This is a genomic window from Microbacterium sp. Y356 (genome assembly GCF_059445355.1).
Genome location: NZ_JCAIUE010000002.1, coordinates 223,395 through 246,127, shown reverse-complemented (window position 1 = coordinate 246,127; position 22,733 = coordinate 223,395). Strand labels below are relative to the sequence as shown.

The following is a 22,733-nucleotide window of genomic DNA, read 5'->3' as shown; positions in this document are numbered from 1 at the left end:
GCCACGGTCACTTCGTGATGTCGGTCACTGTTCCCTTTGCCAAGCGCAGTCGCCGCGTGGCCCGACGAGCAACCGCAGAGTCGTGGGTCACGATGATCATCGTGATCCCTTCGGCGCACAACCCCTCCAGAAGCACCAGAATCTCGTCTCGCATGCTCTCATCGAGATTTCCGGTCGGCTCGTCCGCCAGCAGCACCTTCGGGCGCTTGATGATCGCCCGAGCGATGGCGACGCGCTGCTGCTGACCGCCGGAGAGCTCTGATGGCAGGTGGTCACCACGATCGGCGAGGCCCACGTGAACCAGAGCCTCCTCGACTCGGCGCAGCCGCTCAGCTTTGTCGAGCTTCATCATCTCCAACGCCATGTTCACGTTCTCCGACGCCGTGAGCGTCGGGATCAGGTTGAACCCCTGGAAGACGAATCCGATCTCCTCCGAGCGCAGTCGGTTCAGCTCCGTCGCGGATGCGGATGCCAGCTCAGTTTCACCCAGCCGCAGCGAACCGCTACTGGGCCGGTCTAGCGCCCCAAGCAACTGCAGCAGGGTGGACTTGCCACCTCCGGTCGGTCCTTGAATCGTGACGAACTCTCCGGCGCGAATCTCCAGATCCACACCCGCGAGCGCCTTGATCACCCGGTTCTTCTGTGTGTAGGTGCGGGTGACATCCTTCAGCCGGTAGATGGCATCGGGCCGCGGCGCAGCATCCGCTTCATGCGTGATCGTGTCAGTGACGGTCATTGCTTCTCCTCCAGACATGTCGGCGCTCACGCGACCGAACGAAGTGCTTCAGCGGGGCTCAGACGAGCAGCGCGCCAACCACCAAACGCACCGGCGAGGAGTCCTCCGAGCACAGCGATGCCCACGGCCGCCAGAATCACCACAGGCGTGAACGGCGCATTGAGCACGATGTCCACGGCCTCAGTCGTTTGGAACATGCCCCCGCCACCACCGGTCGGTCCGCCCATGCCTCCGCCGCCTGGTCCGCGCATACCCTCAGTGGTAGAGCTCGCTGCGGCAGAGATCGTGGGCTGGATGATGTTGATCACGACGATGCCCACCACCCCGAGGATGAGTCCGCCGATACCACCGATGAGGCCCTGCACCATCGATTCTCCGGCGACCTGTCGCACGACACGACTGTTGGACCAGCCGATCGACTTCAGCGTGCCGAACTCTCGTGTGCGACGCGAGACACCGGAAATCGTGAACAGCACGGCCATCAGCAGCGCGACGCCGAGCACGATGATAGACAGCCATGTGCCGAGGTTCGTGATCATCGAGGTTGCGCTGGTCAGCGAGCCGGACACAGTGGAGGCAAGCTCGGACTGCGAGCTCACCGTCGCATCCGGAAGATCGTCCGCAAGAGTGGTCTGCAGAGCGTCGATTGCCGACGAAGATTCCGCCTGGACATAGACCGTCGAGATCACGTCGTCGACTCCGGCAAGAGTCTGCGCGGTATCCAGCGGCAGGTAGACGTTGGCTGCGGTGTCCGCGGCATCCGACGTCGAAGTGATCAGGCCGACGACCTCAAGCTCAGAGCCGGCGACGTCGATGACATCGCCCACGGCGATCTCGTTCGTGGTCGCATAAGAGCCATCGACCAGAGCGACGAGCGCCCCTGAGTCGTCGGCATCGAAGCCACGACCAGCGCTGACCTCGACGGAGGCGAGCGGGCCGATTGCCGAGCCTGCCGGATCGATCCCGAGCACCGTGAACGAGTCGATGTCGAAAGAGCTTCCTCCGGCACCATCAGGGCCACCGCTCGGCGGGCTCTGTCCTTCGCCGGGCATTGCACCAAGGTCGCTTTGGTCGCCCTGCCCACCGAAACCGCCAGTGGGCAACTCGCCAGAAAATGTCGAGTTGGTCAGGCTGAGAGCTGCGGCTGCAGCGCCGACACCATCGGTCGCGCGTATGTCGTCGAGAACCGATCCTTCCAGAGTGCTGCGCATCATCTCGGTGGTGAGCTGCGACTGGCTGATCGTGGTGGTGTCGTCGGTGCTCGCTCCGGCATCCGAATCGAAGTCGAACTGGCGCCCGCCTCCCTCGCCTGGTTCGAATGCGGCACCGGTGACCGTCAGGTCTGTCCCCACCCCATATACCGACTCCAGCGCCTGTGCCTGCGCATCGCGCACACCTGCGGTCAGCGCGTTGACGACGATCACCAGCGCGATCGCCACGGCGAGACCCACAGCGACGATCACCGTCTGTTTCTTTCGTCCGGCGAGTTCTCGCCGGAGATATCTTCCGTACATCTCTCTCCTTCGTCCGCGGCCATCCACGACTGAATTCGAAGTTATGCATCGTGCATTTGGACGCGTGATGACCGGGTGATGAGATTCGTATGAGCACTGATTCACATCAGTACTGAGATTCACAGATCACGCATAGCGGATTCCATAGCAATCACATAGGAGATTGCCCAGAATGGTGTCATGCCCAACGACCAGCCTGAACTGCGCCGCCCCGACGGCTCGCCCCTGCGCATCCTCGCCGTAGACGATGAGCAGATGCTCACCGACCTGCTCGCCATGGCGCTTCGTATGGAAGGGTGGGAGGTGCGCACGGCATCCTCGGGTCTGGAAGCACTTCAGGTCGCGCGCGAATTCGAGCCCGATGCCCTCGTGCTCGACATCATGATGCCCGACCTCGACGGCATGAGCGTGCTGCGACGCCTCCGCGAATCGGGCAACTTCGTGCCAGTGCTCTTCCTCACCGCGAAGGATGCCGTCGGCGATCGCATCGCTGGTCTCACCGCCGGCGGCGACGACTACGTCACCAAGCCTTTCAGCCTGGAGGAGGTCATTGCGCGTCTGCGTGCGATCATTCGCCGCACCGGGCTTGCCACCAGCGATGACGGCCAGTCGATTCTGCGCGTTGGTGACCTCACGCTGAACGAGGACAGCCACGAAGTCGAACGCGATGGCACCGAGATCGAGCTGACCGCTACTGAGTTCGAGCTACTCCGCTACCTCATGCGCAACGAGCGCCGGGTGCTCTCCAAGGCGCAGATTCTCGACCGAGTGTGGAGTTACGACTTCGGCGGCAAGTCCTCGGTCGTCGAGCTGTACATCTCTTACCTCCGCAAGAAGATCGACGCCGGGCGCACGCCGTTGCTGCACACCGTCCGCGGCGTCGGGTACATGATCAAGGCCCCGCAGTGACTTCAATGAGGATGCCGCGACGCCCGTTGACCCTGCAGGCGCGGCTGATGGCCGCTGTGATCGGGTTCGTGTCGCTCATCCTCATCATCGTCGCGGTCATCACGAGCGCGACGCTCGGCCAGGCGTTGGAGGGTCAGCTCACGGAGCAGGTGCGCTCGCTCTCCGGTCGTACGACGAGTCTCGTCACACAGACCGCTGGCTATGCCACGGTCACGAATACTTCGCTCACGGCGCGTTCAACAATGGAGAACGTCGCTCCGCCTGCGACCGGGATGCTGCTGGCCTTCTGGATGCCGGACGGCGGCGCCAGCGGCGTCGTGGTCGACGGTTCAGGCGCCCTCACTGATCTGACGAACTCCCAACTCGGTGCCATCGACAAGGCACTGGCCGGACGCGGCACCGGCACGATTACGCTCCCCGGTGGCGAGTCCTATCAGCTCTTCGTGACGCAGACGCAAGTCACGAAGCTCTTCCCCACGATCAACGTCGTCACTGGTCTTCCTCGTGACAATATCCAGAGCACGTTGGCGCAGCTACTGACGGTCATCACGCTGGCGACCCTGGGTGGCCTGATCCTGCTCGCCATCACGACGACCGTCACGATTCGCATGAGCCTGCGCCCGTTGCGCGCGGTGGCCGCAACGGCGACCCGCGTGGCGAATCAGCCGCTCGATCGCGGCGAGGTCACCATCACCGAGCGCGTGCCCGAAACTGAGGCAGATCCGCGCACGGAGATCGGACTCGTGGGCGCGTCGCTCAACACGCTGCTCGATCACGTCAACGACTCCCTGGCGTCACGCCAGAACAACGAAGAGCGGATGCGTCGATTCGTCGCGGACGCGAGCCATGAACTGCGTACCCCTCTGGCATCCATCCGCGGGTATTCCGAGCTCTCGCTGCGGGATCGCGCGTTGCCAGAAACTGCCCAGATGGCACTGGAGCGCATTCAGGCACAGTCGCTGCGGATGACCCGACTCGTTGAGGACCTGCTGCTGCTGGCTCGCCTAGATGAGGGTCAGGAACTCGTGCACGGCACAGTCGATCTCACCCAGCTTGCCCTGGAGGGTCTGGCCGATGCACGCCCCACTGCTCCGGATCATCACTGGAGCATCGATGTTCCAGAGGAGCCGGTGACCATGCTCGGCGATGCAGGGCGACTGCATCAGGTCGTCGCGAACCTGCTCGCCAACGCCCGCACCCACACACCTGCCGGCACCGAGATCACCCTGAGCGTGGCGCGAGAGAACGACGAAGCCGTGATTCGCGTGCACGATGATGGCCCGGGCATCGATCCTCAGGTACGTGATGAGCTGTTCGCTCGTTTCGCCAGGGGAGACAGCTCACGCGCCCGCCAAACCGGTGGCACCGGCCTCGGACTCGCGATCGTCAAGGCCATCGTCGAGGGCCACCACGGAGAGATCACGGTGGAGTCCAAGCCCGGAGACACCGCCTTCACCGTCCGGTTCCCGCTGACGCCGGTGCCCTCCGCGTCGGCGTAGCCCGGCTGGCCTGGGTCTCGGTGCGGCCCCAGTCCCCTCACCGCGGGAGGCAGGGGCCGACGTGCGAAGGCTCCCCTCAGTAGCCGGCGAAGGCGTCCGTCGTCAGGGTGCGCGCCTTCTGCAGAGCAGGGGCGAGATCCGCGAGCAACCTCGGCGGACCTGAGATGAACGTGTGCCTCGTCGAGATGTCGGGAACCACTCGTTCCAGACCCTCTGCATCCAGACGCACCCCTTGCGCCCACGTCCAGTGCTCGGGCAGACGCTCTGGGGCATCCCGTGTGAACACGATCGTGCGCACGCCGGTCGCCTCGAGTTCGGCGCGGAACGCGAGCTCTGCGGCCTCGGCGGCGACATAGACCAGCACGACATCGCGGTGCACGCCATCGGCCTGCATCTGCCGCAGCTGCGAGACGAATGGTGTGACGCCGATGCCTGCGGCGACCATAAGCAACGGCACATCACCGTGCGGCAGCACGAAATCGCCCCAGGTGCCGGTGACGGCGAGGGTGGCACCCGGCTCGGCGCTCGCCAATGCTCGCTTATACGAAGACGGATGCTTCTGATCGCCATTCTTGTACGCGATCCGTAGTGTCGGGAGGTCTGCCGGCGCCGAGACGATGCTGAACTCACGGCGGGTGCCGCGAGCATCCGGGCGGTGGTGCGGCACATCGAGCTCGAGGTACTGCCCCGGCACGAACTTCAGCTTCCCCTTGGCCCGGAAGGTCAATTCCTGCGCCGTCGGGGTGATGAACTCGCGCTTCTGAAGAGTGAGCCGCACAGATCCACGCAGCGCGAAGGCCACTGCGAGCAGGTTCCCGATCAGCAACGCCCGTTCCTGGCCCAGCGTGAAAAGTCCGCCGACGAGGATCGGCCAGCCGGCGAGCACACCAACCAGCGCCGCGACCGAGAACTGCTGCCAGCGCCGGGGCGGGCTCGTCAGAGGCTCTGAGACCATGAACACGCCGAGGAACAGGTATGGCGACTGCAACAGAGCGAACTGAAGCGCGGATACAAGGTCGAAGTCGATGTCAAACTGCTGCGCCTGCACCGCTTGGCGCACGACCGCAGTGCCGACGGCGATCAGCAAGAAGACCAGTACCACACGCACCTTCTCAGTGCGCCACAGCACGACCAGCCCGAAGACTGCGACCGGGATCGCGAGAGCTGGGTTTCCGACCCACCAGGAGGCCGAAGTGCCGAGCCATTCAAATGCACCGAAAGAGCCGACAATCGTGACAACGGCTGCACCGAACGCCGCGGGGTTCAGGATGTGCCTACCCCGCCAGGCGATGACGTACTTCGACAGGCTCGCGAGGGCACCTGCCAGGGCGAGACCGAGGATGCTCGCGGGCTCGACCCCTGGCCTCATGACGAACAGCAGAATCAGCGCGGTTACCAGCGAAGACTCCACCCGCCATGGCAGATGCAGAAGTCGCTGCGCTCCCGCATCGACGGCAGAGATCACCACGGCGAGCACGAAGAACGAGACGACGAGCTCCAGCGGTGTCGGCGACACAATCACGCCGAACGCCGACAACACCAGCGCGATGAGCGCGAGCGTCGCCAGTGCGAAGAACACCAGCCGGTACATGGACACGGCACCGAGAACGGCGAGCACTCGTTGACGGATGGCGATGAATGAAGATGTCACAGAACAACTCTTCCCTATCCGTGGCCCGCTGAGGTCGTGAACAGCTCAACCGGGGCATCCGTGGAGCGCTGTGAGCGTCCGTCGGTGCTCATTCGCACCCACCGCACATCCCAGCGGTCAGCGAGCTCCGCACCTCCATCGAAGAACAGTGCGGTGGCCGCGGCATCCGCCCGCATCGCGTCGGGGGCGATCGCCCACGTCGCTGCCCACGTGCGCACCGGCCTGCCGGTGCGAGCATCCAGCACGTGGTGCAGACCGTCGCCCCACGCGCGCCGATTGATGGCGGATGCGCACAGCGCCTGATCACGGATCGTCGCGATGCCGATCGCCTTGGATGCATCAAACGGGTGCTCCAGACCGATACGCACCTCGGAGCCCCGCACGGCGAGATCGCCACCCGCATCGACGATGAGGTCGCCGTCGACGTCGGAGAGAGCGTCGACCACGAGATCGACGAGTCGTCCCTTGCCGAGCGCGCCGACATCGATCACCCCAGCGGATGCCAGCGACAGCTGCAATTCCGACCAGGTGAGGATGCTGGCCCAATCGGACGGCGCCGCCTGCGGCTCCACGGCAGCGAGGGAGTATGCAGCGTCGTAGCCGAGCGCGTTGAGACTCTCCCCCACCAACGGGTTCACGGCTCCCTCGGTTGCTGCGGACAGTTCGCGATACGTGTCGAGCATTGCCGCGGCATCCGCCGGTATCGCAGCCGTACCACCAGCCAGCGAAAGGTGTGTCACCAGCGAATCATCACGAAAGCGGGACCAGGTCAGGTCGAAGTCTTCGATGAGGGAATCGATCGCCGCGCGCTGCGCCTTCTTCAGCGGGCTTTCGGTCTCGATCTCCCACCGGGTGCCGATCGCGTCGAAGCGCCAGACGGACATCGTGGACTAGGCCGCGGCCTGCTCTTTGATGTCGGCCACTGCAGAGTTGAATCCGCCGCTGGTCAGCGACGAACCGGCGACGCGACTCACGTTCAGCTCGTCGATTGAGACGCCGACCACTTCTTCGGCGATCCCGCCGATGAATTGGCCCTGATACTGCTCGGTCTCCCGCGCCTGCGGTTCACCGGCCACCTCGACATCGGTGACGACGCCGCCTTCAAGGCTGAGCGTCACCGAGATCTGCTCCACCGTCTCTGGCGTCTGGTACGAACCCTCGGCCGTGTAGGTGCCGTCGACGTATTCGTCGCCGGCCGGTGGGCCTGCCTCTGCGTCAGCTGCACCGGAGCATCCGGCCAGAACCAGAAGTCCTGCGACGCCTGCGACGGCTGCGCTCTTGCGAACGGATGACGGGACAGTCGAGCTGATCATGGGTTCGAGATTAGAACGGCCCGCTATGCGCAGGCTGTGCCGATCGAAGCGTCGGTTACGCGTCGCCGCCGAACATGCTGGTGACAGAACCGTCCTCAAACACCTCGTGGACGGCGCGGGCCAGCAGCGGGGCGATCGGCAGCACAATGAGCCCATCCCAGCGACGCGACTCGCTTAGCGGGATGGTGTCGGTGACGACGACCTCGTCAATCGAAGCATCCTGAAGACGCTCACTCGCCGGGTCGCTGAAGATCGCGTGCGTGGCTGCGACGATGACGCGGCGCGCGCCTGCAGACTTCAGCGCCTGTGCGGCCTTGACGATGGTGCCACCGGTGTCGATCATGTCGTCGACGAGAAGGCAGGTGCGGCCTTCGACGGCGCCGACGATCTCGTGCACCGAGACCTGGTTGGCGACCTTCGGGTCGCGGCGCTTGTGGATGATCGCCAGCGGGGCGCCCAGGCTATCTGACCAGGTGTCAGCCACCCGGACCCGGCCCATATCGGGCGAGACGATCGTGAGGGTTTCACGGTCTTCGGGAGTGAGGTTCGCTTTGAAGTGCTCCAGCAGCACAGGCTTGGCGAACAGGTGGTCGACGGGGCCGTCGAAGAAGCCCTGAATCTGCGCGGCGTGCAGGTCGACGCTCATCACACGGTCGGCACCGGCAGTCTTGAGCAGGTCTGCGACGAGGCGGGCACTGATCGGCTCGCGACCGCGACCCTTCTTGTCCTGACGGGAGTACGGGTAGTACGGGGCGACGACGGTGATGCGCTTGGCAGAAGCACGCTTCGCGGCATCGATCATGATGAGCGTCTCCATGAGCCACTCATTGACCGGCGTACCGAAGGTCTGAATGAGGAACAGGTCGCATCCGCGGATCGAGACCTCGAAGCGGGCGTAAATCTCACCTGAGGCGAACGTGCGGTGTTCGACGGGTACCGGCTGGATGCCGAGTCCTTCGGCGACCGCCGCAGTCAACTCTGGGTGCGAACGACCGCCTGCGACGACGAGCCGCTTCTTGGTCTTCGCGATGAGCCCGGGGGCCACACCGTTGTCCCGATCCAGTTCAACGGTCTTCTTCTTGTGCCCCATGACCAGCCTTACTCTGCGGTTTTATTCGCTCGGGATGCCACTTCTGCGGCGCCCGTCCCGGCACGATTCTTCTCGACCCACCCCTCGACATTGCGCTGAGGGGCGACACTCAAGGCTAGGGCACCAGCGGGGACGTCCTTGCGGACGATTGCTCCCGCTCCGGTCTTCGCACCAGCACCAATCCTAACCGGCGCGACGAAGACGTTATGCGAGCCCGTGTGCACCTCGTCACCGATCTCGGTGCGGTGCTTGACGATGTCGTCGTAGTTCGCGGTGATCGCTCCGGCGCCGAGGTTGACTCGTTCACCGATCGTGGTGTCACCGACGTACGAGAGATGCGGAACCTTGCTGCCCTCACCGATCTGCGAGTTCTTCGTCTCGACGAAGGTGCCGATCTTGCCGTTCGCGCCAAGCACCGTGCCTGGGCGAACGTAGGCGAACGGTCCGACGTTGGCGCCGGCGCCGATGACGGCGAGCGTGACATCGGCCCGGCGGATGACGGCGTCCTCACCGACCTCGGTGTCGACCAGCGACGTGTCTGGTCCGATCACGGCACCGGATTCGATGACGGTCGCACCGGAGATGATCGTGTTCGGCAGGATCGTGACGTCCGCAGCGAGCTTCGCGTCGTCATCGATCCAGGTGGTCGCGGGGTCGATGATCGTGACACCCTCGCGCTGCCAGCGGCGCACGATGCGGTCGTTGAGCACGCGGCCGGCCTCAGCAAGTTGAACCCGGTCATTGATGCCGAAGGTCGCGGCGGTATCCACGGCGATCTCGGCTGCGACGATCTCCTGCGCATCACGCAGTAGCCCGATCACATCGGTGAGGTACATCTCACCCTGCGCGTTGTTCTGGTCGACCTTCGTCAGGAACGTGCGCAGCGCGGAGGCACGGAACACATAGACGCCGGAGTTGATTTCGGCGACCGCCGCCTCTTCTGCCGTGGCATCCTTCTGCTCCACGATGCGCGCCACGGTGCCGGTGGCGTCGCGGATGATGCGGCCGTAGCCGGTCGGGTCGTCCAGCAGCGCGCTGAGCACAGTGGCCGCAGCGGAGGCTCCTCGGTGCGCGTCAACAAGTGCCTGGAGGGTCTCGGCCTCCAGCAGTGGCACGTCGCCGGAGAGCACGAGAACGTCACCCACGAAGTCTTCCGGCAGCGCGTCGACAGCGATCTGCACCGCGCGCCCGGTGCCTGGAATCTCGTCCTGGTCGACGACGATGGCGTCCGGGTACTGCTCGGCGAGCACCGCGACGACGCGGTCGCGCTCGTGACGGACCACGACCTCGATGCGCTCCGCGCCGAGACGGGATGCAGTGGTCAGCACATGTCCGACGAGCGAACGTCCGCTGATCGAATGGAGCACTTTCGGCAATCGAGACTTCATGCGGGTGCCCTGCCCTGCGGCGAGCACGATGATCGCGAGCTTGTTCTCCGTCATGCTCCGCCGCCAGGATTCGAACCTAGACTTAACAGCTCCAAAGGCTGTCGTGCTGCCATTACACTACGGCGGACCGCGGCGATGAGGCCGCGAGACAATTCTGCCATGCCCGAGGGGGCACTCCCTGACCAATGAAATCCTGTATCGCTACGCACCAGAGATATATACGAGTATTCGCGCCTCATCATCTTGACTTACTCGTATTTATCTTCGATAATGGAGTATGCCCATCGCAGAGCAGCTTCGAACGGATCCTTCGGTCGCCACCGACCGTCGCGCTGATCTGCTTGATGAATGGGTCGATCTGGGTTCCCAGATCGCGTCGTTGGAAGCGCTGCGGGCCATGGCACTCGCAGAACGCGCCGAGTTGCTCGCATACGAGACCGATCCCACGATCGTCTACAGTTCGATGGCGCAGCGCTCCATGGTCGCCGAGTTCGCGGCCGCAGGACACGTCTCCCCGAACACAATGGACATTCAGTTCAGCTACGGGGTCGCGCTAGCAGCAGATTTCCCTGCAACCCTCCAGGCTCTTCGCGACGGCCGCATCAGCCGGCGGCATGCGGAAGTGATTCTGGATGCTGCGCCAGAAGGAGCGCACGACGGTGCAGATAACGGCGCGACCCTGCGCGCCGCGTACGAACGCGACGTCGTACCGTACGCATGCACGACGACGGCTGCACGCACACGCGTCCATGCCCGCGCCGTGACGGCGGCGCTCCGCCCCGTGAGCCTCGAGCAGGCTCACCGTGAGGCAAGAGAAGAACGCAAGGTTTCGGCCCGGTCCACTTCCGATGCGATGGCACAGTTCCTCTCGGTGATTCCTGAGATTATCGCGTTCGCCATCATCGACCGCCTGACCGCCATGGCCAAGACCCTGGACGACGATCGAACGATGGATCAGCGTCGAGCCGATATCTTTTGCGACCTGCTGCTCACAGCCATGCCGTCATGCCTCACAGGGTCCGATATGGAGGCGTTGCGCCCCTCTGTCCAGGTGACGATCGCCGCGAACACGCTCCTGGGCCGCGATGATCTGATGGCTGAGCTCGACGGAGTCGGACCGATCCATCCAGACATCGCTCGTACGCTGGCCGGGTATGCGCCGAGTTTCTCTCGTCTATTCCTCGACCCGAGCGGAATGGTCACGAACGTCGACACTTACGTGCCGTCGAACAGGATGAAGCGCTATCTACGGGCTCGAGATCAGCACTGCCGATTCCCCGGATGCCGAGTCAAGGCGGTCCGTTGCCAGATCGATCACAATTTTGATCGCGCATTGGGTGGGCCAACATCACTCAACAATCTCGCGGAATTCTGCACGAGTCATCACCCCCTGAAGCACCCTGATGTCGATGTCCGTCATCGATGGACCGTTCGGCAGGAACCAGAAGGAACTCTGGTGTGGACGAGTCCGCTCGGACGCGAGTACATCGATGAGCCGACGCGACGAGTGATGTTCGCCTGAGAAGACAACTGTTCGTCTGAGACGATAATGGACAGATGAGCGAGGCAGATGAAGTCGACCGGATCGTCGGCGCGTGGAACACCCAGCGCCCCGACCTCGATTTCTCGCCTCTCGAGGTGCTCTCCCGGATGGATCGCCTCTCCAAGCACCTCGACCGCGCACGCCGCGATGTGTTCCGTCGTAGTGACATCGAGACCTGGGAGTGGGATGTTCTTTCCGCGCTTCGCCGGGCGGGAACACCGTTCCAGCTCTCTCCCAAGCAGCTGCTGCAGCAGACCCTCGTCTCCAGCGGCACCATGACGAACCGGATCGACCGGTTGGTGGGGCGCCGCTTCGTGCGCCGAGAGGCCGATCCAGGAGATGGCCGCAGCGTCCTGGTCACGCTCACCGACGATGGCCTCATCAGGGTTGATGCCGCGATAACCCGCCTCGTCGACGTCGAAGCCGAATTATTGCGAGTGCTGACCAGGGGCGACCGTGACCGGATGGCATCCCTGCTGCGCAAGCTCAGCCTGAGCTACGACTCCTGATGGCGATGTCCTCCCCGCTCCCCGTCCGCGATGGCGTCGGCGCCACGCGCCTGCATCTGCCACGCACAGGCCCCTGGCCGACAGCGAGCGCGTACATGGTCGAACGCTTCTTCCATCTCGATCCGGAATGGTTACGCGAACGCTTCGATCGCGGTGAGATTGTCGCCGCTGACGGCTCAGCCTTGACCCGTCACACTCCCCTGGATGCCGAGGAGTTCGTCTGGTACTACCGTGAGCCGCCGGCGGAGACCGAGATCCCGTTCCACGCCGAGATTCTGTATCAGGACGACGATCTCGTCGTGATCGACAAACCGCATTTTCTGCCGAGCACCCCAGCCGGGAAGTATGTGCAGAACTCAGCGCTCGTGCGATTGCGGAGGCAACTCGACAATGCAGATCTCGCGCCGATCCACCGACTCGACCGCGCTACCGCCGGGCTGCTGATGTTCTCTGCCCGCGTGCAGACGCGCGGCGCTTACCAGGTGATGTTCCAGAATCGGCAGATCACGAAGGTCTACGAGGCGGTATCCGCACGGCCCGAACGCTGGGAGAACTCGTTCCCCGTGACAGTTCGCACCCATATCGAAAAGCTGCGCGGTCAGCTTTGTGTTGAGGTCGATCCGTCACGAGAGCCGAACTCGGAGACCCTCATCGAGCTGATCGATGCCAACGATCGATTCATCCACACGTTGCTGCGTCCGCACACCGGCAAGATGCATCAACTGCGGGTGCATCTTGCTTCCTTGGGCACCGGGATCCTGCACGACAATCTCTACCCGGTGCTCACCGACGAGAAGCCCGACGACCATGAACGGCCGCTCCAACTGCTCGCCAGAGAGCTGCGCTTCATCGATCCACTGACGGGCGAGCACCGTGAGTTCTTGACGCGCCGCAGGTTACGGTACGCGCCATGAAGCGGCTCGGGCCGCGTGAGTGGACCCTCATCGGCGTCATCGGTGCCCTGGTTGTCGCGCTGGTCGTTGTCCTCGCCGTAGTCTGGCCGCGCTCAGACGCCTCTCCGGACGTCGCCTCGCCCGCCACCAGTGCGCCGACCGCTACTCCGGTTCCGACGCCTACTCCCACGCCGACTCCGACAGGCTTCCCGGCGAACACCGCCGTCTACGACGCCCTTGCACTTCCAGAGGCGAATGTGTTCGCCGTGCTGCAGGATCTTCCGATCGACACCGACCCGGAGGCGCCGTTTGCCGGCTACACAGCCCGCGCCATCGCAGCTGCCGCGCCGGTCTGGGCCGATCCGCTCGGAGAGCCGGTGGCCGCGCTGCCGCGGGAGCACCGGTACGGCGGCACCACGGTCGCCGTGGTGGAGCAGCAGGAGAACTGGGTGCGCGTGCTGCTGACTGGGCGCCAGAGCATCCCGTCCGAAGGTAATTCAGCGCAGCTGACGGGATGGATGCGCACGGCTGATGTCGAACTGGCGATCATGGACACCACGGTCGAGGTGAGCTTGTCTGCGCGCACGATAGATATCGTGCGCGCCGGCGTTCCCGAGCGCATCGCGACAGACTTCGCATCGGGTGCTGAAGAATCCCCCACCCCGATCGGGCGATCCTTCATCCACCTGACCGAGGTCACCTCGTTCGATTACACGCGCGGTCACCCGATCGCCTACCTGTCGCTGCAGTCGCCCGTTCTCGACGGTTTCGGCGGCACGAACGTCGCTGTGACCGCGTTTCACTATCACGACAATCGCAGCGGGGCCATCTCGAACGGATGCATCCGCGTTGACGAAGCGGCCATCACAAGGCTCTCCGAACTGCCGGAGGGCACCGGCGTCAGCATCCATCCCTGACGAGCGACTGACGCGGGTTCGGTCCCTCTCGAGCTCAGCCGAGCTGGTCGCTGAGCTGCAACCAGCGCGCCTCGTGCTCTTCGACCTCGGCCTGCAGCGTGCTGATCCGCTTCATCTTGGCAGCGAGACCCTCATAGTCTGACTGATCGTGCTCGACGAGAGCGTGCTTCGCCTTGTCGATCTGCTGCGTCAGCTTCTGGATCTTTCGCTCTACTGCCGCGACTTCCTTCTGAGCAACGCGCAGCGCTGCACCGTCAAGGCCGGATGCCCGAGCGGTTGTCGAGGCCCCCTGCGACCGCGGAGCATTCTGTTCTGCTGTGCGGAGGCGGAGGTACTCATCCACTCCTCCTGGCAGGTGACGGAGCTTGCCGCCCATGACGGCGAACTGCTGGTCGGTGACGCGCTCGATGAAGTATCGGTCATGGCTGACCACGAGGAGTGTGCCAGGCCACGAGTCCAGCAGATCCTCGATCGCCGCGAGCATGTCGGTGTCCATGTCGTTGGTCGGCTCGTCGAGGATCAGCACGTTCGGCTGCTCAAGCAAAACGAGCAGCAACTGCAGCCGGCGCTGCTGACCACCCGAGAGATCCTTCACCGGCGTCGACAGCTGCGCGGATGAGAAGCCGAGACGCTCGAGCAGCTGGCCTGGCGTGAGCGCCTGCGCCTTCGAGCCGGTACCGAACGTGTACTCGGTGCGAAGGCCCTCGATGACCTTTCGCACCGGATCGTTCCAGACCGCAGTGAGCTCATCGATGCGCTGTGTCAGCGTCTGCACCTTGACGGTCGTGCCGCGCTTGACCCGACCGCTGGTCGGCTCGATGGTGCCAGCGACAAGCCCCAGTAGCGTCGATTTTCCCGCACCGTTCACGCCGAGGATGCCGGTGCGCTCGCCGGGCGCGATACGCCATTCCACATCGCGGAGCACTTCGCGCTCACCCTCGCCGATCCCAGACCCTCTCGAAGGGTAGGTGACGCCTGCATCCAGCAGGTCGACGACGTCTTTACCCAGCCGCGAAACGGCAAGCGACTGCAGCGATACGGCGTCACGAATCTCTGGCACGTCGGCGATGAGTTCGTTTGCCGCATCGATGCGGAACTTCGGCTTGGTGCTGCGTGCAGGTGCTCCGCGGCGCAACCACGCGAGCTCCTTGCGTGCGAGGTTCTGACGCTTGGCCTCCGTCGCCGACGACATCCGGTCGCGCTCCACACGCTGCAAGATGTACGCGGCGTACCCACCCTCGAAGGGCTCGACGATCCGGTCGTGGACCTCCCAGGTCTCATTGCAGACCTCATCGAGGAACCACCGGTCGTGTGTGACGACGAGGAAAGCGCCGGAGTTCACCGCCCAACGCCTGTTCAAGTGCCCTGCGAGCCAGGTGATCGCCTCGACGTCGAGGTGGTTGGTCGGCTCGTCGAGCGCGATGATGTCCCAGTCCTTGACCAGGAGAGTAGCGAGCGCGACACGGCGACGCTGGCCACCGCTGAGCCCCAGCACAGGCGCGTCCCAGTCGAGGTCCGCGAGCAGCCCTTGGATGACGTCGCGCACGCGCGCGTCACCTGCCCATTCGTACTCCGGCACATCGCCGACGACGCTCTGGGCGATCGTGAGCGAGTCATCGAGGGTGTCTGCCTGATCCAGCACGCCGACGGTGGTGCCTGCACGCATCGTGACGCGCCCGCCATCCGGCTCCTTGCGGCCGGCGAGCATCGCCAGCAGGCTGGACTTGCCGTCGCCGTTGCGTCCGACGATGCCGATCCGATCCCCCTCCTCGATGCCGAGGGTGATGGAGTCGAATACGACTTTGGTCGGGTATTCCAGGTGGAGGGCCTCGGCCCCAAGAAGATGTGCCATGTCCCCTCAAGGGTAGTCGTCATACATGGGAGAAGCCGCCCGGGCACCAGGCCCGGACGGCTTCCACGTCCCCAACGAGAAGTCGTTACTGGAACGACTTCACAATCTCCAGCAGGCTCGGCACGTTGGCATACGCCTCGAGAGCGTTGTCCTTCGTGACGATCAGCGGCTCAAGAAGGTATGCCGGCACGATCTTCTCGCCGTTGTCGTAGGACTCGGTGTCGTTGACGTCGACTTCCTCGCCCTTCTGCAGCTGGCCGACCATCTTGATCGACTGCTCAACGAGGAGCGCGGTGTCCTTGTTGATCGTGGAGAACTGGATGCCCTCCATGATCGACTTCACCGACTCGACTTCGGAATCCTGGCCGGTGACGACCGGAACGGTCTTTCCGGCCTGCTGCACCGAGGTGATGATGGCGCGAGCCAGCGTGTCGTTCGGCGACAGAACTCCATCGAGCTCCGCGGTGCCGTAGGTCGACGTCAGAAGCGAGTCCATCCGGCGCTGGGCATTCTCTGCCTTCCAGCCTTCGGTTGCAGTCTGTTCGATCTCGGTCTGTCCCGAGCTGACGACAAGCGTGCCATCGTCGATCTTCGGCTGCAGAACGCTCATCGCACCGTCGAAGAACACGGCCGAGTTCGCGTCATCCGGCGATCCCGAGAACAACTCGACGTTGTACGGCGCATCGTGGGCTGCTCGCTCGTCAAGACCCTGCAGCAGCGCATTGCCCTGCAGTTCGCCGACCTTGAAGTTGTCGAACGCGACGTAGAAGTCGACTGCCTTGGTGTTCTCGATGAGACGGTCGTATGCGATCACGTAGACGCCGGCATCCTGAGCTGCCTGCACCTGCGTGGCAAGCTGCTTGCCATCCTTCGCCCCGATGATGATGACCTTCGCGCCACCGGTCACCATGGCCTGGATCTGGTTCTGCTGCTCCGCGACGGTGTTGCTGGCCGGCGCGTACTGGACGTCAGCCTTGAATCCTGCGGCCTCAAGACCGTCGGTGAACAGCTGACCTGCGAGCACCCAGTTCTCACTGGTCTTGTCCGGAAGTGCGACACCGATCGTCGAACCTGCCTCGAATCCGGCGGCGGTCTCCTCTTCGGTTCCCGTTCCGGTGTCGCCGCCGCCGCGCTCGGAGGAGCATCCGGTGAGGGCGAGAGCTGTCACGGCGACCAACGCTGTCGCCGTCCATGCCATTCTCTTCATGCGATCTCTTTCTCTCTGGTGTGTGGGGACTACCGTCTCAGTTCGACGGCGTCTCCTTCTTGCCGCTCGCGGTGCCCGCGGCGGAGGTTGAATAGTCGGTGAGGTTTGACGCGTCCTGACGATTGCGGTTGCGCGTCATGAACCCGATCAGCGAGGGCCGACCCTGCTGCTTGTTCCACACGTCAATGCCGACGGCGAACAACAACACGAGGCCCTTGATCATCGAGACGACGTCGGCGCCTGCGCCGAGGAGCTGGAGTCCGTTGTTCAGGAACGCCATGACGAGGCCACCGATGATCGAGCCGATCACCGTGCCGATACCGCCCGAGACGGCAGCGCCTCCGATGAAGACCGAGGCGATGGCGTCCAGCTCCCAGCCGTTTCCGTCCTGAGGACCGGATGCCGTGGCGCGGGCGACATAGATCATTCCGGCGACAGCGGCGAGCAACGACATGTTCATCATCACGAAGAAGTCGACCTTGCGATCCTTCACACCCGACAGGCGGGCAGCCTGACGGTTGCCACCGACCGCGTAGATGTGGCGACCGAACACAGTGCTCTGAGTGATGAAGGAGTACAGGATGACGAGAGCAAGCAGGATGAGGCCCGAGATCGGGAAACTCGTGCCGGGGCGCCCGTTGGCGAACAACCAGCCGGCGACAAGGATGACCACCGACAGGATGACGACCTTGGTCACGCTCACCCAGACCGGCGCGCGATCCGAGCCCATCTTCGCCTGCACCCGACGGGTGCGCAGCTCCCAGACGATTACCCATGCCGCGCCGATGATGGCGAGGACCATGGTCCACACGTTGAAGTTCAGCGGAACTCCCAGCTCAGGGAGATATCCGGCGCCGATCTTCTGGAATCCGGCGGGTACGGGAATGGACTGCGAGTCGCCGACCCACTGGTTGGCGCCACGGAACAGCAACATACCTGCAAGCGTCACGATGAACGCCGGCACCCCGACGTAGGCGACCCAGAATCCTTGCCAGGCACCGACCAGCGCACCGACGACCAGGCCGAGCACGATCGCCAGCGGCCAGGGGATGTTCCATTCGGCCATCGACTTCGCCACGATGATGCCCGTGAACGCTGCGACCGAGCCGACCGAGAGATCGATGTGTCCCATGATGATGACCATCACCATGCCGATCGCGAGGATCAGGATGTACGAGTACTGGTTGATGACGTTGATCAGGTTGCCGGAGGACAGCGTCAGCCCCTGGCCCTTGATCACGAAGGTCAGCACCTGGAAGATGATGATGATCGCGATGAGGCTTCCGAGGATGCCGAACTGGCGCAGCGACGACGTGCCGCCGCCGAAAATCTTCTTGATATCGCCGAAGTGGAAGCCCTGCTTCTCGGTCTCGGTGGTCGTGGTGCTCATGCGCTCGCCTTCTGGTTCGTGGAGGTCATGCTGCGCATGAGCGCCTCCGGGGTTGCTTGATCGGCGGGGATGCAGTCGGTGACGCGTCCCTCGAAGATCGTGTAGATACGGTCGGAGATGCCCATCAGCTCTGGCAGCTCGCTGGAGATCACGATGACGCCCTTGCCGGAGGCTGCGAGCTCGTTGATGATCGAGTAGATCTCATACTTCGCGCCGACGTCGATGCCGCGGGTCGGCTCATCGAGGATCAGCAGGTCGGGGTCGGTGAACATCCACTTCGCCAGCACGACCTTCTGCTGATTTCCGCCGGACAACTTGCCTACACCCTCGTCGACAGTTGGCGTCTTGATGCGCAGCGCCTTGCGGTAGCGTTCAGCGATCGCGAACTCCTCGCGGTTATCGACGACGCCGCGTTTGGCGATCTTCGACAGCTTCGCGGAGACGATGGAGCGCTTGATCGTGTCGAGCAGGTTCAGCCCCAGGCTCTTGCGGTCCTCGCTGACATACGCGAGTCCATGACGAATGGCGCTGGACACGTCGCGAAGCTCGATCTGCTCGCCGTCCTTGAACATCTGCCCGCTGAGGAACGTGCCGTACGAGCGGCCGAAGATGCTGCGGGCGAACTCGGTGCGACCGGCGCCCATGAGCCCGGCGATTCCGACGACCTCGCCACGGCGGACGTTCAGGCTGGATCCCTTGACGACCATGCGCTCGGAGACTGTCGGATGCTGGACCCACCAGTCCTTGACCTCGAAGAACACCTCGCCGATCTCTGGCGTGCGGTCAGGATACCGGCTCTCGAGTGACCGACCCACCATGCCGCGGATGATGCGGTCCTCGTTAATCTCGCCCTTGGAGATGTCGAGCGTCTCGACGGTGCGACCATCACGAATGATCGTGATCTCATCGGCGATCTGCTCGATCTCGTTCAGCTTGTGGCTGATCATGATCGAGGCGATCCCCTTGGCCTTGAGACCGAGGATCAGATCCAGCAGGTGCTGGGAGTCGTTCTCGTTCAGCGCGGCCGTCGGCTCGTCGAGGATGAGGAGACGGACGTCCTTGTTGAGCGCCTTCGCGATTTCGATGAGCTGCTGTTTGCCGACGCCGAGGTGTTTGATCGCCAGGTCGGGGTCTTCGCTGAGACCGACACGGGCAAGCAGCTCGATGGCGCGGGTCTTGGCAGCGCGCCAGTCGATCACTCCAGCGCTGGAGATCTCATTGCCGAGGAAGATGTTCTCCGTGATCGACAGTTCTGGGATCAGTGCGAGCTCCTGGTGGATGATCGCGATACCCGCCTGCTCGCTGGCCGCGATGTCCTTGAAGCGCTGTTCCTCGCCGTAGAGCAGGATGTCGCCGTCGTAGGTGCCGTACGGGTAGACCCCGGAGAGCACCTTCATGAGAGTCGACTTGCCTGCGCCGTTCTCACCGCAGATGGCGTGGATCTCGCCCGCTCGCACGGAGATGGACACCTCTGAGAGGGCTTTCACTCCGGGAAACTCCTTGGTGATGCTGCGCATCTCCAAGATCGGCCCGGATACGGCCGGCATCGTTGCTGTGTTGCTCACGAATCTTCCTCGATACTCGGCGGCCACTCTAATGTGACCGTTCACATGAGACACAATATTGCGCTCACTGAACGCTGGTGTCAAGTGGACACCGATTCTCGTTGCGTTATCGAGATGCGTTATTGCGATGCGCTAGCGGAGAGCTAGTGGGATGCGCTGGAGGCGCGCATCCGCAACTGAGGCACAACAGGGCCGAATTCCGGCACAACCTCGCCACGAATCTCGGCGAGCAGGATCTGCACGGCGCGCTGCCCAATCATGGGGAAGTCCTGATGCACGGTTGTCAGCGGAGGCCAGACGTGTGCCGCGACCGGAATGTCATCAAAGCCTACGACGCTGACCTGGCGCGGCACCTCGATCCCGGCATCCCGGAAGCCGTGCATAAGGCCGATGGCCATGAGGTCATTCGCGGCGAAGACCGCGGTGAAGTCTGGGCGTCGCGCCAGCTCCGTCCCGGCAAAATAGCCGAAATCCGCGGTCCAGTCCCCGCGAATCGGCGGGAAGGTCGGCAGGTCCGCCTCGCGCAAAGCATCGAGATAGCCACGCATGCGCGACTCCGCCTCGATCCAGTCCTGGGGGCCCGCAAGGTGCAGGATTTCGGTGTGACCGAGGGAAATCAGATGCTCTGTCACCGCGCGTGCGCCGGCCACCTGATCGGCGGAAAGAGTGAAACCGTCAGACCCCGACGCCGTCTGCAGACTGACGAACGGCACGCCCACCGCCATACCTCGCAGCACGTTGAACACGCGCACCTGCGGCGCGAGCGCGACGATGCCACTGACCTGCTCACGGCCGAGCTGACGGATTGCATCGCCGATTGCCTCGGGCGTGGTCTCCGGCAGGTTCACCGTGGTGACCGAGTATCCCTGCGCACGCGCGGCATCTTCGATGCTCGCGATCGATGACGTCGGACCAAACTCACCGATGGTGGCTGACAGAATGCCGATCGTGCGCGACTGGCTCGTGACGAGCGCGCGCGCCGCGAGGTTCGGCTTGTAGTCGAGAACGGCGATCGCATCCTGCACGCGCTTCTTTGTCTCGGGGCGAATGCTTGGATGATCGTTCAGCACACGAGAGACGGTCTGATGCGACACCCCAGCCAACCGGGCGACGTCGCGGATGCTGGGAACGCGCGCACGGTCGCCGGAGGCTGCCATCACAACGCCTCCTCTGCATGTGCACGGTCACATGGATCACTCCATTATGTCCCTCACACACAATCGGCGCATCCGACGGGCCGTCGGCGTTGTCACATTCGTACGATCAGACGGCTTCCTGGCAACGGTCAGACGCGCGGCGCAAGCCCTGCGTAAAGCAGGTTTCCCGTCTGCGCGTCACGCATCACGAGCACCTGCTCCCCCACTCGAGGAATCTCCAGGCGCGACACCAGCGTCGCCAGCGCCACCGGGTGACCGGCAAGGTCGAGCGTGAGCACGATGTTCGGATTGTCGTTGATGGTCTGCCCGGTGTCCTGCATCGCAGTCACGGTCGCCGTCTCTGTGGGAAAGCCAGCTGCTCGCAGCCCTGCGACGTGCTCCGCCTGATGCATCGATGCGGTGGCCTGTTGCACTGATTCAGTGAACTCACCGCCCATGATGGTCTTGGTCATCTTTCCGACGAAACCGCGTCCCTGGCCGATGTCATCGGCCATCTTCATCGCGTCTTCCTGACGCTCCTGCATCGACTTGCGGTTGAACAGACCCATGATCACTCCTGATTTCGGCGAGCTTCGTTGCCCACAACGCTAGGCCGCGGCTACCACTCCCGATCACAGATTCGGGTGAAGACTGAGTGAATTCAGAAGCGCAAGTGAACTCAGGCCGACATGATCCGTGCGCCCGGCACCGGTCCGTGCACGTGCAGAGCCACGCGGCCGGAGGCCTGCAGCTCTCCCTGCACATACCGCGCGCTCTCCGGTGTCTCGCAGAGGAAGGCGATGGTAGGACCGGAGCCGGAGACGATGCCGCTGAGAGCGCCGGCATCCAGTCCCGCTTTGATGACCTCATCCAGGCTGGGTCGTGCCAGCAGAGCCGGCACCTCCAGATCGTTGTACATCGACGCCGCCAGCGAGTGCGGATCCCCCGCACGTAGTGCCTGCAGCACCGGAATCGGCACGTCCAACGAGAGCGGCGGGTCATCGCTCAGGGCGCCGTGCTGCGCTCGGTGTTCGTCAAGTCGTCCATAGATCGCCGGCGTCGACAGCCCCTCTTCACTGGTCACGAGCACCCAGTCAAAACGGCCACGTGCAAGTGCCGGATTGAGCTGGTCACCGCGCCCGGTGCCCACCGCGGTGCCGCCGTGGAGCGCAAAGGGCACATCGGCCCCCAGACGGGCGGCAAGCTCGTGCAGACGCTGTGGCGAGAGCCCGGTGCCCCACAGTGCATCGCACGCGACGAGAGCGGCCGCAGCATCCGCTGATCCGCCGCCCATTCCACCCGCGACCGGCACGCTCTTTCGCAGCTCGAGGTGCACGCCACCGGTGTATCCGGTTGCCGCGGCGAGCATTTTCGCCGCGCGCATTGCGAGGTTTCTGTCGTCCACCGGAACGGTACTGGGGTCATCAACTCCAGACACACTCAACGAGAAGCCATCGTCCGGATAGGCGATGACGTCCTCGTAAAGCGACACCGCCTGGAACACCGTCGCCAGGGCGTGGTAGCCGTCGTCGTGACGGCCGCCCACGCCCAGGTAGACGTTGATCTTCCCCGGCGCACGCACGTGCACTGCTTCAGGGACTGCGGCGAGGGTCATGAAGAT

At 63.9% G+C, this 22,733-nt stretch carries 20 protein-coding genes and 1 tRNA gene; 6 read left to right on the top strand and 15 right to left on the bottom strand.

Features of this window, described 5'->3' with window-relative positions:
• Positions 1–7: 7 nt before the first annotated feature.
• Together AC1C2Q_RS14865 and AC1C2Q_RS14860 are read right to left on the bottom strand one after the other, a co-directional pair.
• Entirely contained in the window at positions 8–736 is a 729-nt protein-coding gene (locus tag AC1C2Q_RS14865; RefSeq protein WP_495450742.1) for an ABC transporter ATP-binding protein, read from the bottom strand.
• Between the two features lie 26 nt (positions 737–762).
• Complete coding sequence (locus AC1C2Q_RS14860; RefSeq protein ID WP_495450741.1) at positions 763–2,250, bottom strand: ABC transporter permease; 1,488 nt, start codon at positions 2,248–2,250, stop codon at positions 763–765.
• 180 nt (positions 2,251–2,430) lie between these two features.
• Between AC1C2Q_RS14860 and AC1C2Q_RS14855 the strand changes: the two genes are divergently transcribed.
• Together AC1C2Q_RS14855 and AC1C2Q_RS14850 are read left to right on the top strand one after the other, a co-directional pair.
• Positions 2,431–3,159 (top strand): response regulator transcription factor, encoded by a 729-nt coding sequence (locus tag AC1C2Q_RS14855; protein ID WP_495432012.1) that lies wholly within the window; start codon positions 2,431–2,433, stop codon positions 3,157–3,159.
• A gap of 5 nt (positions 3,160–3,164) precedes the next feature.
• On the top strand, positions 3,165–4,658 hold the full coding sequence (locus tag AC1C2Q_RS14850) for a sensor histidine kinase (RefSeq protein ID WP_495450853.1): 1,494 nt from the start codon (positions 3,165–3,167) through the stop codon (positions 4,656–4,658).
• 76 nt (positions 4,659–4,734) lie between these two features.
• Here AC1C2Q_RS14850 and AC1C2Q_RS14845 read toward each other — a convergent pair whose 3' ends face one another.
• The 6 genes from AC1C2Q_RS14845 to AC1C2Q_RS14820 all read right to left on the bottom strand — a co-directional run bounded on the left by AC1C2Q_RS14845 (position 4,735) and on the right by AC1C2Q_RS14820 (position 10,227).
• Positions 4,735–6,309 (bottom strand): FAD-dependent oxidoreductase, encoded by a 1,575-nt coding sequence (locus tag AC1C2Q_RS14845; RefSeq protein WP_495450740.1) that lies wholly within the window; start codon positions 6,307–6,309, stop codon positions 4,735–4,737.
• A 14-nt stretch (positions 6,310–6,323) separates the two neighbouring features.
• On the bottom strand, positions 6,324–7,193 hold the full coding sequence (locus AC1C2Q_RS14840) for an FAD:protein FMN transferase (RefSeq protein WP_495450739.1): 870 nt from the start codon (positions 7,191–7,193) through the stop codon (positions 6,324–6,326).
• A 6-nt stretch (positions 7,194–7,199) separates the two neighbouring features.
• A complete protein-coding gene (locus AC1C2Q_RS14835) occupies positions 7,200–7,622 on the bottom strand; it encodes an FMN-binding protein (RefSeq protein WP_495450738.1) in 423 nt (140 codons plus the stop codon).
• Between the two features lie 55 nt (positions 7,623–7,677).
• Positions 7,678–8,712: a ribose-phosphate diphosphokinase gene (locus AC1C2Q_RS14830; RefSeq protein ID WP_495432008.1), complete on the bottom strand. Its 1,035-nt coding sequence runs from the start codon at positions 8,710–8,712 to the stop codon at positions 7,678–7,680.
• 8 nt (positions 8,713–8,720) lie between these two features.
• Complete coding sequence (gene glmU, locus AC1C2Q_RS14825; protein ID WP_495450737.1) at positions 8,721–10,154, bottom strand: bifunctional UDP-N-acetylglucosamine diphosphorylase/glucosamine-1-phosphate N-acetyltransferase GlmU; 1,434 nt, start codon at positions 10,152–10,154, stop codon at positions 8,721–8,723.
• 1 nt (position 10,155) lies between these two features.
• Positions 10,156–10,227 (bottom strand) — tRNA-Gln (locus AC1C2Q_RS14820).
• A gap of 150 nt (positions 10,228–10,377) precedes the next feature.
• On the opposite strand from AC1C2Q_RS14820, the gene AC1C2Q_RS14815 reads away from it, so the two are divergent.
• Genes AC1C2Q_RS14815 through AC1C2Q_RS14800 form a run of 4 tightly spaced genes read left to right on the top strand, consistent with a single transcriptional unit; the run spans position 10,378 to position 13,962 of the window.
• Positions 10,378–11,622 carry an HNH endonuclease signature motif containing protein gene (locus tag AC1C2Q_RS14815; RefSeq protein WP_495450736.1) on the top strand — a complete coding sequence of 415 codons (1,245 nt, stop codon included), beginning with the start codon at positions 10,378–10,380 and terminating at the stop codon, positions 11,620–11,622.
• A gap of 35 nt (positions 11,623–11,657) precedes the next feature.
• Complete coding sequence (locus tag AC1C2Q_RS14810) at positions 11,658–12,152, top strand: MarR family winged helix-turn-helix transcriptional regulator (protein ID WP_495432005.1); 495 nt, start codon at positions 11,658–11,660, stop codon at positions 12,150–12,152.
• A gap of 5 nt (positions 12,153–12,157) precedes the next feature.
• Entirely contained in the window at positions 12,158–13,066 is a 909-nt protein-coding gene (locus tag AC1C2Q_RS14805; RefSeq protein WP_495450852.1) for a pseudouridine synthase, read from the top strand.
• The gene (locus tag AC1C2Q_RS14800) at positions 13,063–13,962 is read left to right on the top strand and encodes a L,D-transpeptidase (RefSeq protein ID WP_495450735.1); all 900 of its coding nucleotides are present in this window, start codon (positions 13,063–13,065) and stop codon (positions 13,960–13,962) included. The genes AC1C2Q_RS14805 and AC1C2Q_RS14800 overlap by 4 nt, the downstream gene beginning before the upstream one ends.
• A 34-nt stretch (positions 13,963–13,996) precedes the next feature.
• Here AC1C2Q_RS14800 and AC1C2Q_RS14795 read toward each other — a convergent pair whose 3' ends face one another.
• The 7 genes from AC1C2Q_RS14795 to AC1C2Q_RS14765 form a co-directional block, all read right to left on the bottom strand.
• Positions 13,997–15,814, bottom strand: a complete 1,818-nt coding sequence (locus AC1C2Q_RS14795; protein WP_495450734.1) for an ABC-F family ATP-binding cassette domain-containing protein — start codon at positions 15,812–15,814, stop codon at positions 13,997–13,999.
• Positions 15,815–15,899: 85 nt separating this feature from the next.
• The gene (locus AC1C2Q_RS14790) at positions 15,900–17,021 is read right to left on the bottom strand and encodes a substrate-binding domain-containing protein (RefSeq protein ID WP_495432002.1); all 1,122 of its coding nucleotides are present in this window, start codon (positions 17,019–17,021) and stop codon (positions 15,900–15,902) included.
• A gap of 37 nt (positions 17,022–17,058) precedes the next feature.
• Positions 17,059–18,411, bottom strand: coding sequence for a multiple monosaccharide ABC transporter permease (gene mmsB / locus AC1C2Q_RS14785; RefSeq protein ID WP_495432001.1), 1,353 nt, complete (start codon positions 18,409–18,411; stop codon positions 17,059–17,061).
• A complete protein-coding gene (gene mmsA, locus AC1C2Q_RS14780; protein WP_495432176.1) occupies positions 18,408–19,958 on the bottom strand; it encodes a multiple monosaccharide ABC transporter ATP-binding protein in 1,551 nt (516 codons plus the stop codon). The genes mmsB and mmsA overlap by 4 nt, the downstream gene beginning before the upstream one ends.
• A gap of 161 nt (positions 19,959–20,119) precedes the next feature.
• Positions 20,120–21,133 (bottom strand): LacI family DNA-binding transcriptional regulator, encoded by a 1,014-nt coding sequence (locus AC1C2Q_RS14775; RefSeq protein ID WP_495432000.1) that lies wholly within the window; start codon positions 21,131–21,133, stop codon positions 20,120–20,122.
• Positions 21,134–21,261: 128 nt separating this feature from the next.
• Entirely contained in the window at positions 21,262–21,681 is a 420-nt protein-coding gene (locus AC1C2Q_RS14770; RefSeq protein ID WP_495450733.1) for a hypothetical protein, read from the bottom strand.
• A 110-nt stretch (positions 21,682–21,791) separates the two neighbouring features.
• The gene (locus AC1C2Q_RS14765; protein ID WP_495450732.1) at positions 21,792–22,727 is read right to left on the bottom strand and encodes a 4-(cytidine 5'-diphospho)-2-C-methyl-D-erythritol kinase; all 936 of its coding nucleotides are present in this window, start codon (positions 22,725–22,727) and stop codon (positions 21,792–21,794) included.
• Between the last annotated feature and the right edge of the window lie 6 nt (positions 22,728–22,733).

Excerpts from the sequence above, each read along its gene's own strand:
- AC1C2Q_RS14865 (WP_495450742.1), bottom strand. The coding sequence starts at position 736 with ATGACCGTCACTGACACGATCACGCATGAAGCGGATGCTGCGCCGCGG.
- AC1C2Q_RS14860 (WP_495450741.1), bottom strand. The coding sequence starts at position 2,250 with ATGTACGGAAGATATCTCCGGCGAGAACTCGCCGGACGAAAGAAACAG.
- AC1C2Q_RS14855 (WP_495432012.1), top strand. The coding sequence starts at position 2,431 with ATGCCCAACGACCAGCCTGAACTGCGCCGCCCCGACGGCTCGCCCCTG.
- AC1C2Q_RS14850 (WP_495450853.1), top strand. The coding sequence starts at position 3,165 with ATGAGGATGCCGCGACGCCCGTTGACCCTGCAGGCGCGGCTGATGGCC.
- AC1C2Q_RS14840 (WP_495450739.1), bottom strand. The coding sequence starts at position 7,193 with ATGTCCGTCTGGCGCTTCGACGCGATCGGCACCCGGTGGGAGATCGAG.
- AC1C2Q_RS14835 (WP_495450738.1), bottom strand. The coding sequence starts at position 7,622 with ATGATCAGCTCGACTGTCCCGTCATCCGTTCGCAAGAGCGCAGCCGTC.
- AC1C2Q_RS14830 (WP_495432008.1), bottom strand. The coding sequence starts at position 8,712 with ATGGGGCACAAGAAGAAGACCGTTGAACTGGATCGGGACAACGGTGTG.
- glmU (WP_495450737.1), bottom strand. The coding sequence starts at position 10,154 with ATGACGGAGAACAAGCTCGCGATCATCGTGCTCGCCGCAGGGCAGGGC.
- AC1C2Q_RS14815 (WP_495450736.1), top strand. The coding sequence starts at position 10,378 with ATGCCCATCGCAGAGCAGCTTCGAACGGATCCTTCGGTCGCCACCGAC.
- AC1C2Q_RS14810 (WP_495432005.1), top strand. The coding sequence starts at position 11,658 with ATGAGCGAGGCAGATGAAGTCGACCGGATCGTCGGCGCGTGGAACACC.
- AC1C2Q_RS14805 (WP_495450852.1), top strand. The coding sequence starts at position 12,158 with ATGTCCTCCCCGCTCCCCGTCCGCGATGGCGTCGGCGCCACGCGCCTG.
- AC1C2Q_RS14800 (WP_495450735.1), top strand. The coding sequence starts at position 13,063 with ATGAAGCGGCTCGGGCCGCGTGAGTGGACCCTCATCGGCGTCATCGGT.
- AC1C2Q_RS14795 (WP_495450734.1), bottom strand. The coding sequence starts at position 15,814 with ATGGCACATCTTCTTGGGGCCGAGGCCCTCCACCTGGAATACCCGACC.
- AC1C2Q_RS14790 (WP_495432002.1), bottom strand. The coding sequence starts at position 17,021 with ATGAAGAGAATGGCATGGACGGCGACAGCGTTGGTCGCCGTGACAGCT.
- mmsB (WP_495432001.1), bottom strand. The coding sequence starts at position 18,411 with ATGAGCACCACGACCACCGAGACCGAGAAGCAGGGCTTCCACTTCGGC.
- mmsA (WP_495432176.1), bottom strand. The coding sequence starts at position 19,958 with ATGCCGGCCGTATCCGGGCCGATCTTGGAGATGCGCAGCATCACCAAG.
- AC1C2Q_RS14775 (WP_495432000.1), bottom strand. The coding sequence starts at position 21,133 with ATGGCAGCCTCCGGCGACCGTGCGCGCGTTCCCAGCATCCGCGACGTC.
- AC1C2Q_RS14770 (WP_495450733.1), bottom strand. The coding sequence starts at position 21,681 with ATGGGTCTGTTCAACCGCAAGTCGATGCAGGAGCGTCAGGAAGACGCG.
- AC1C2Q_RS14765 (WP_495450732.1), bottom strand. The coding sequence starts at position 22,727 with ATGACCCTCGCCGCAGTCCCTGAAGCAGTGCACGTGCGTGCGCCGGGG.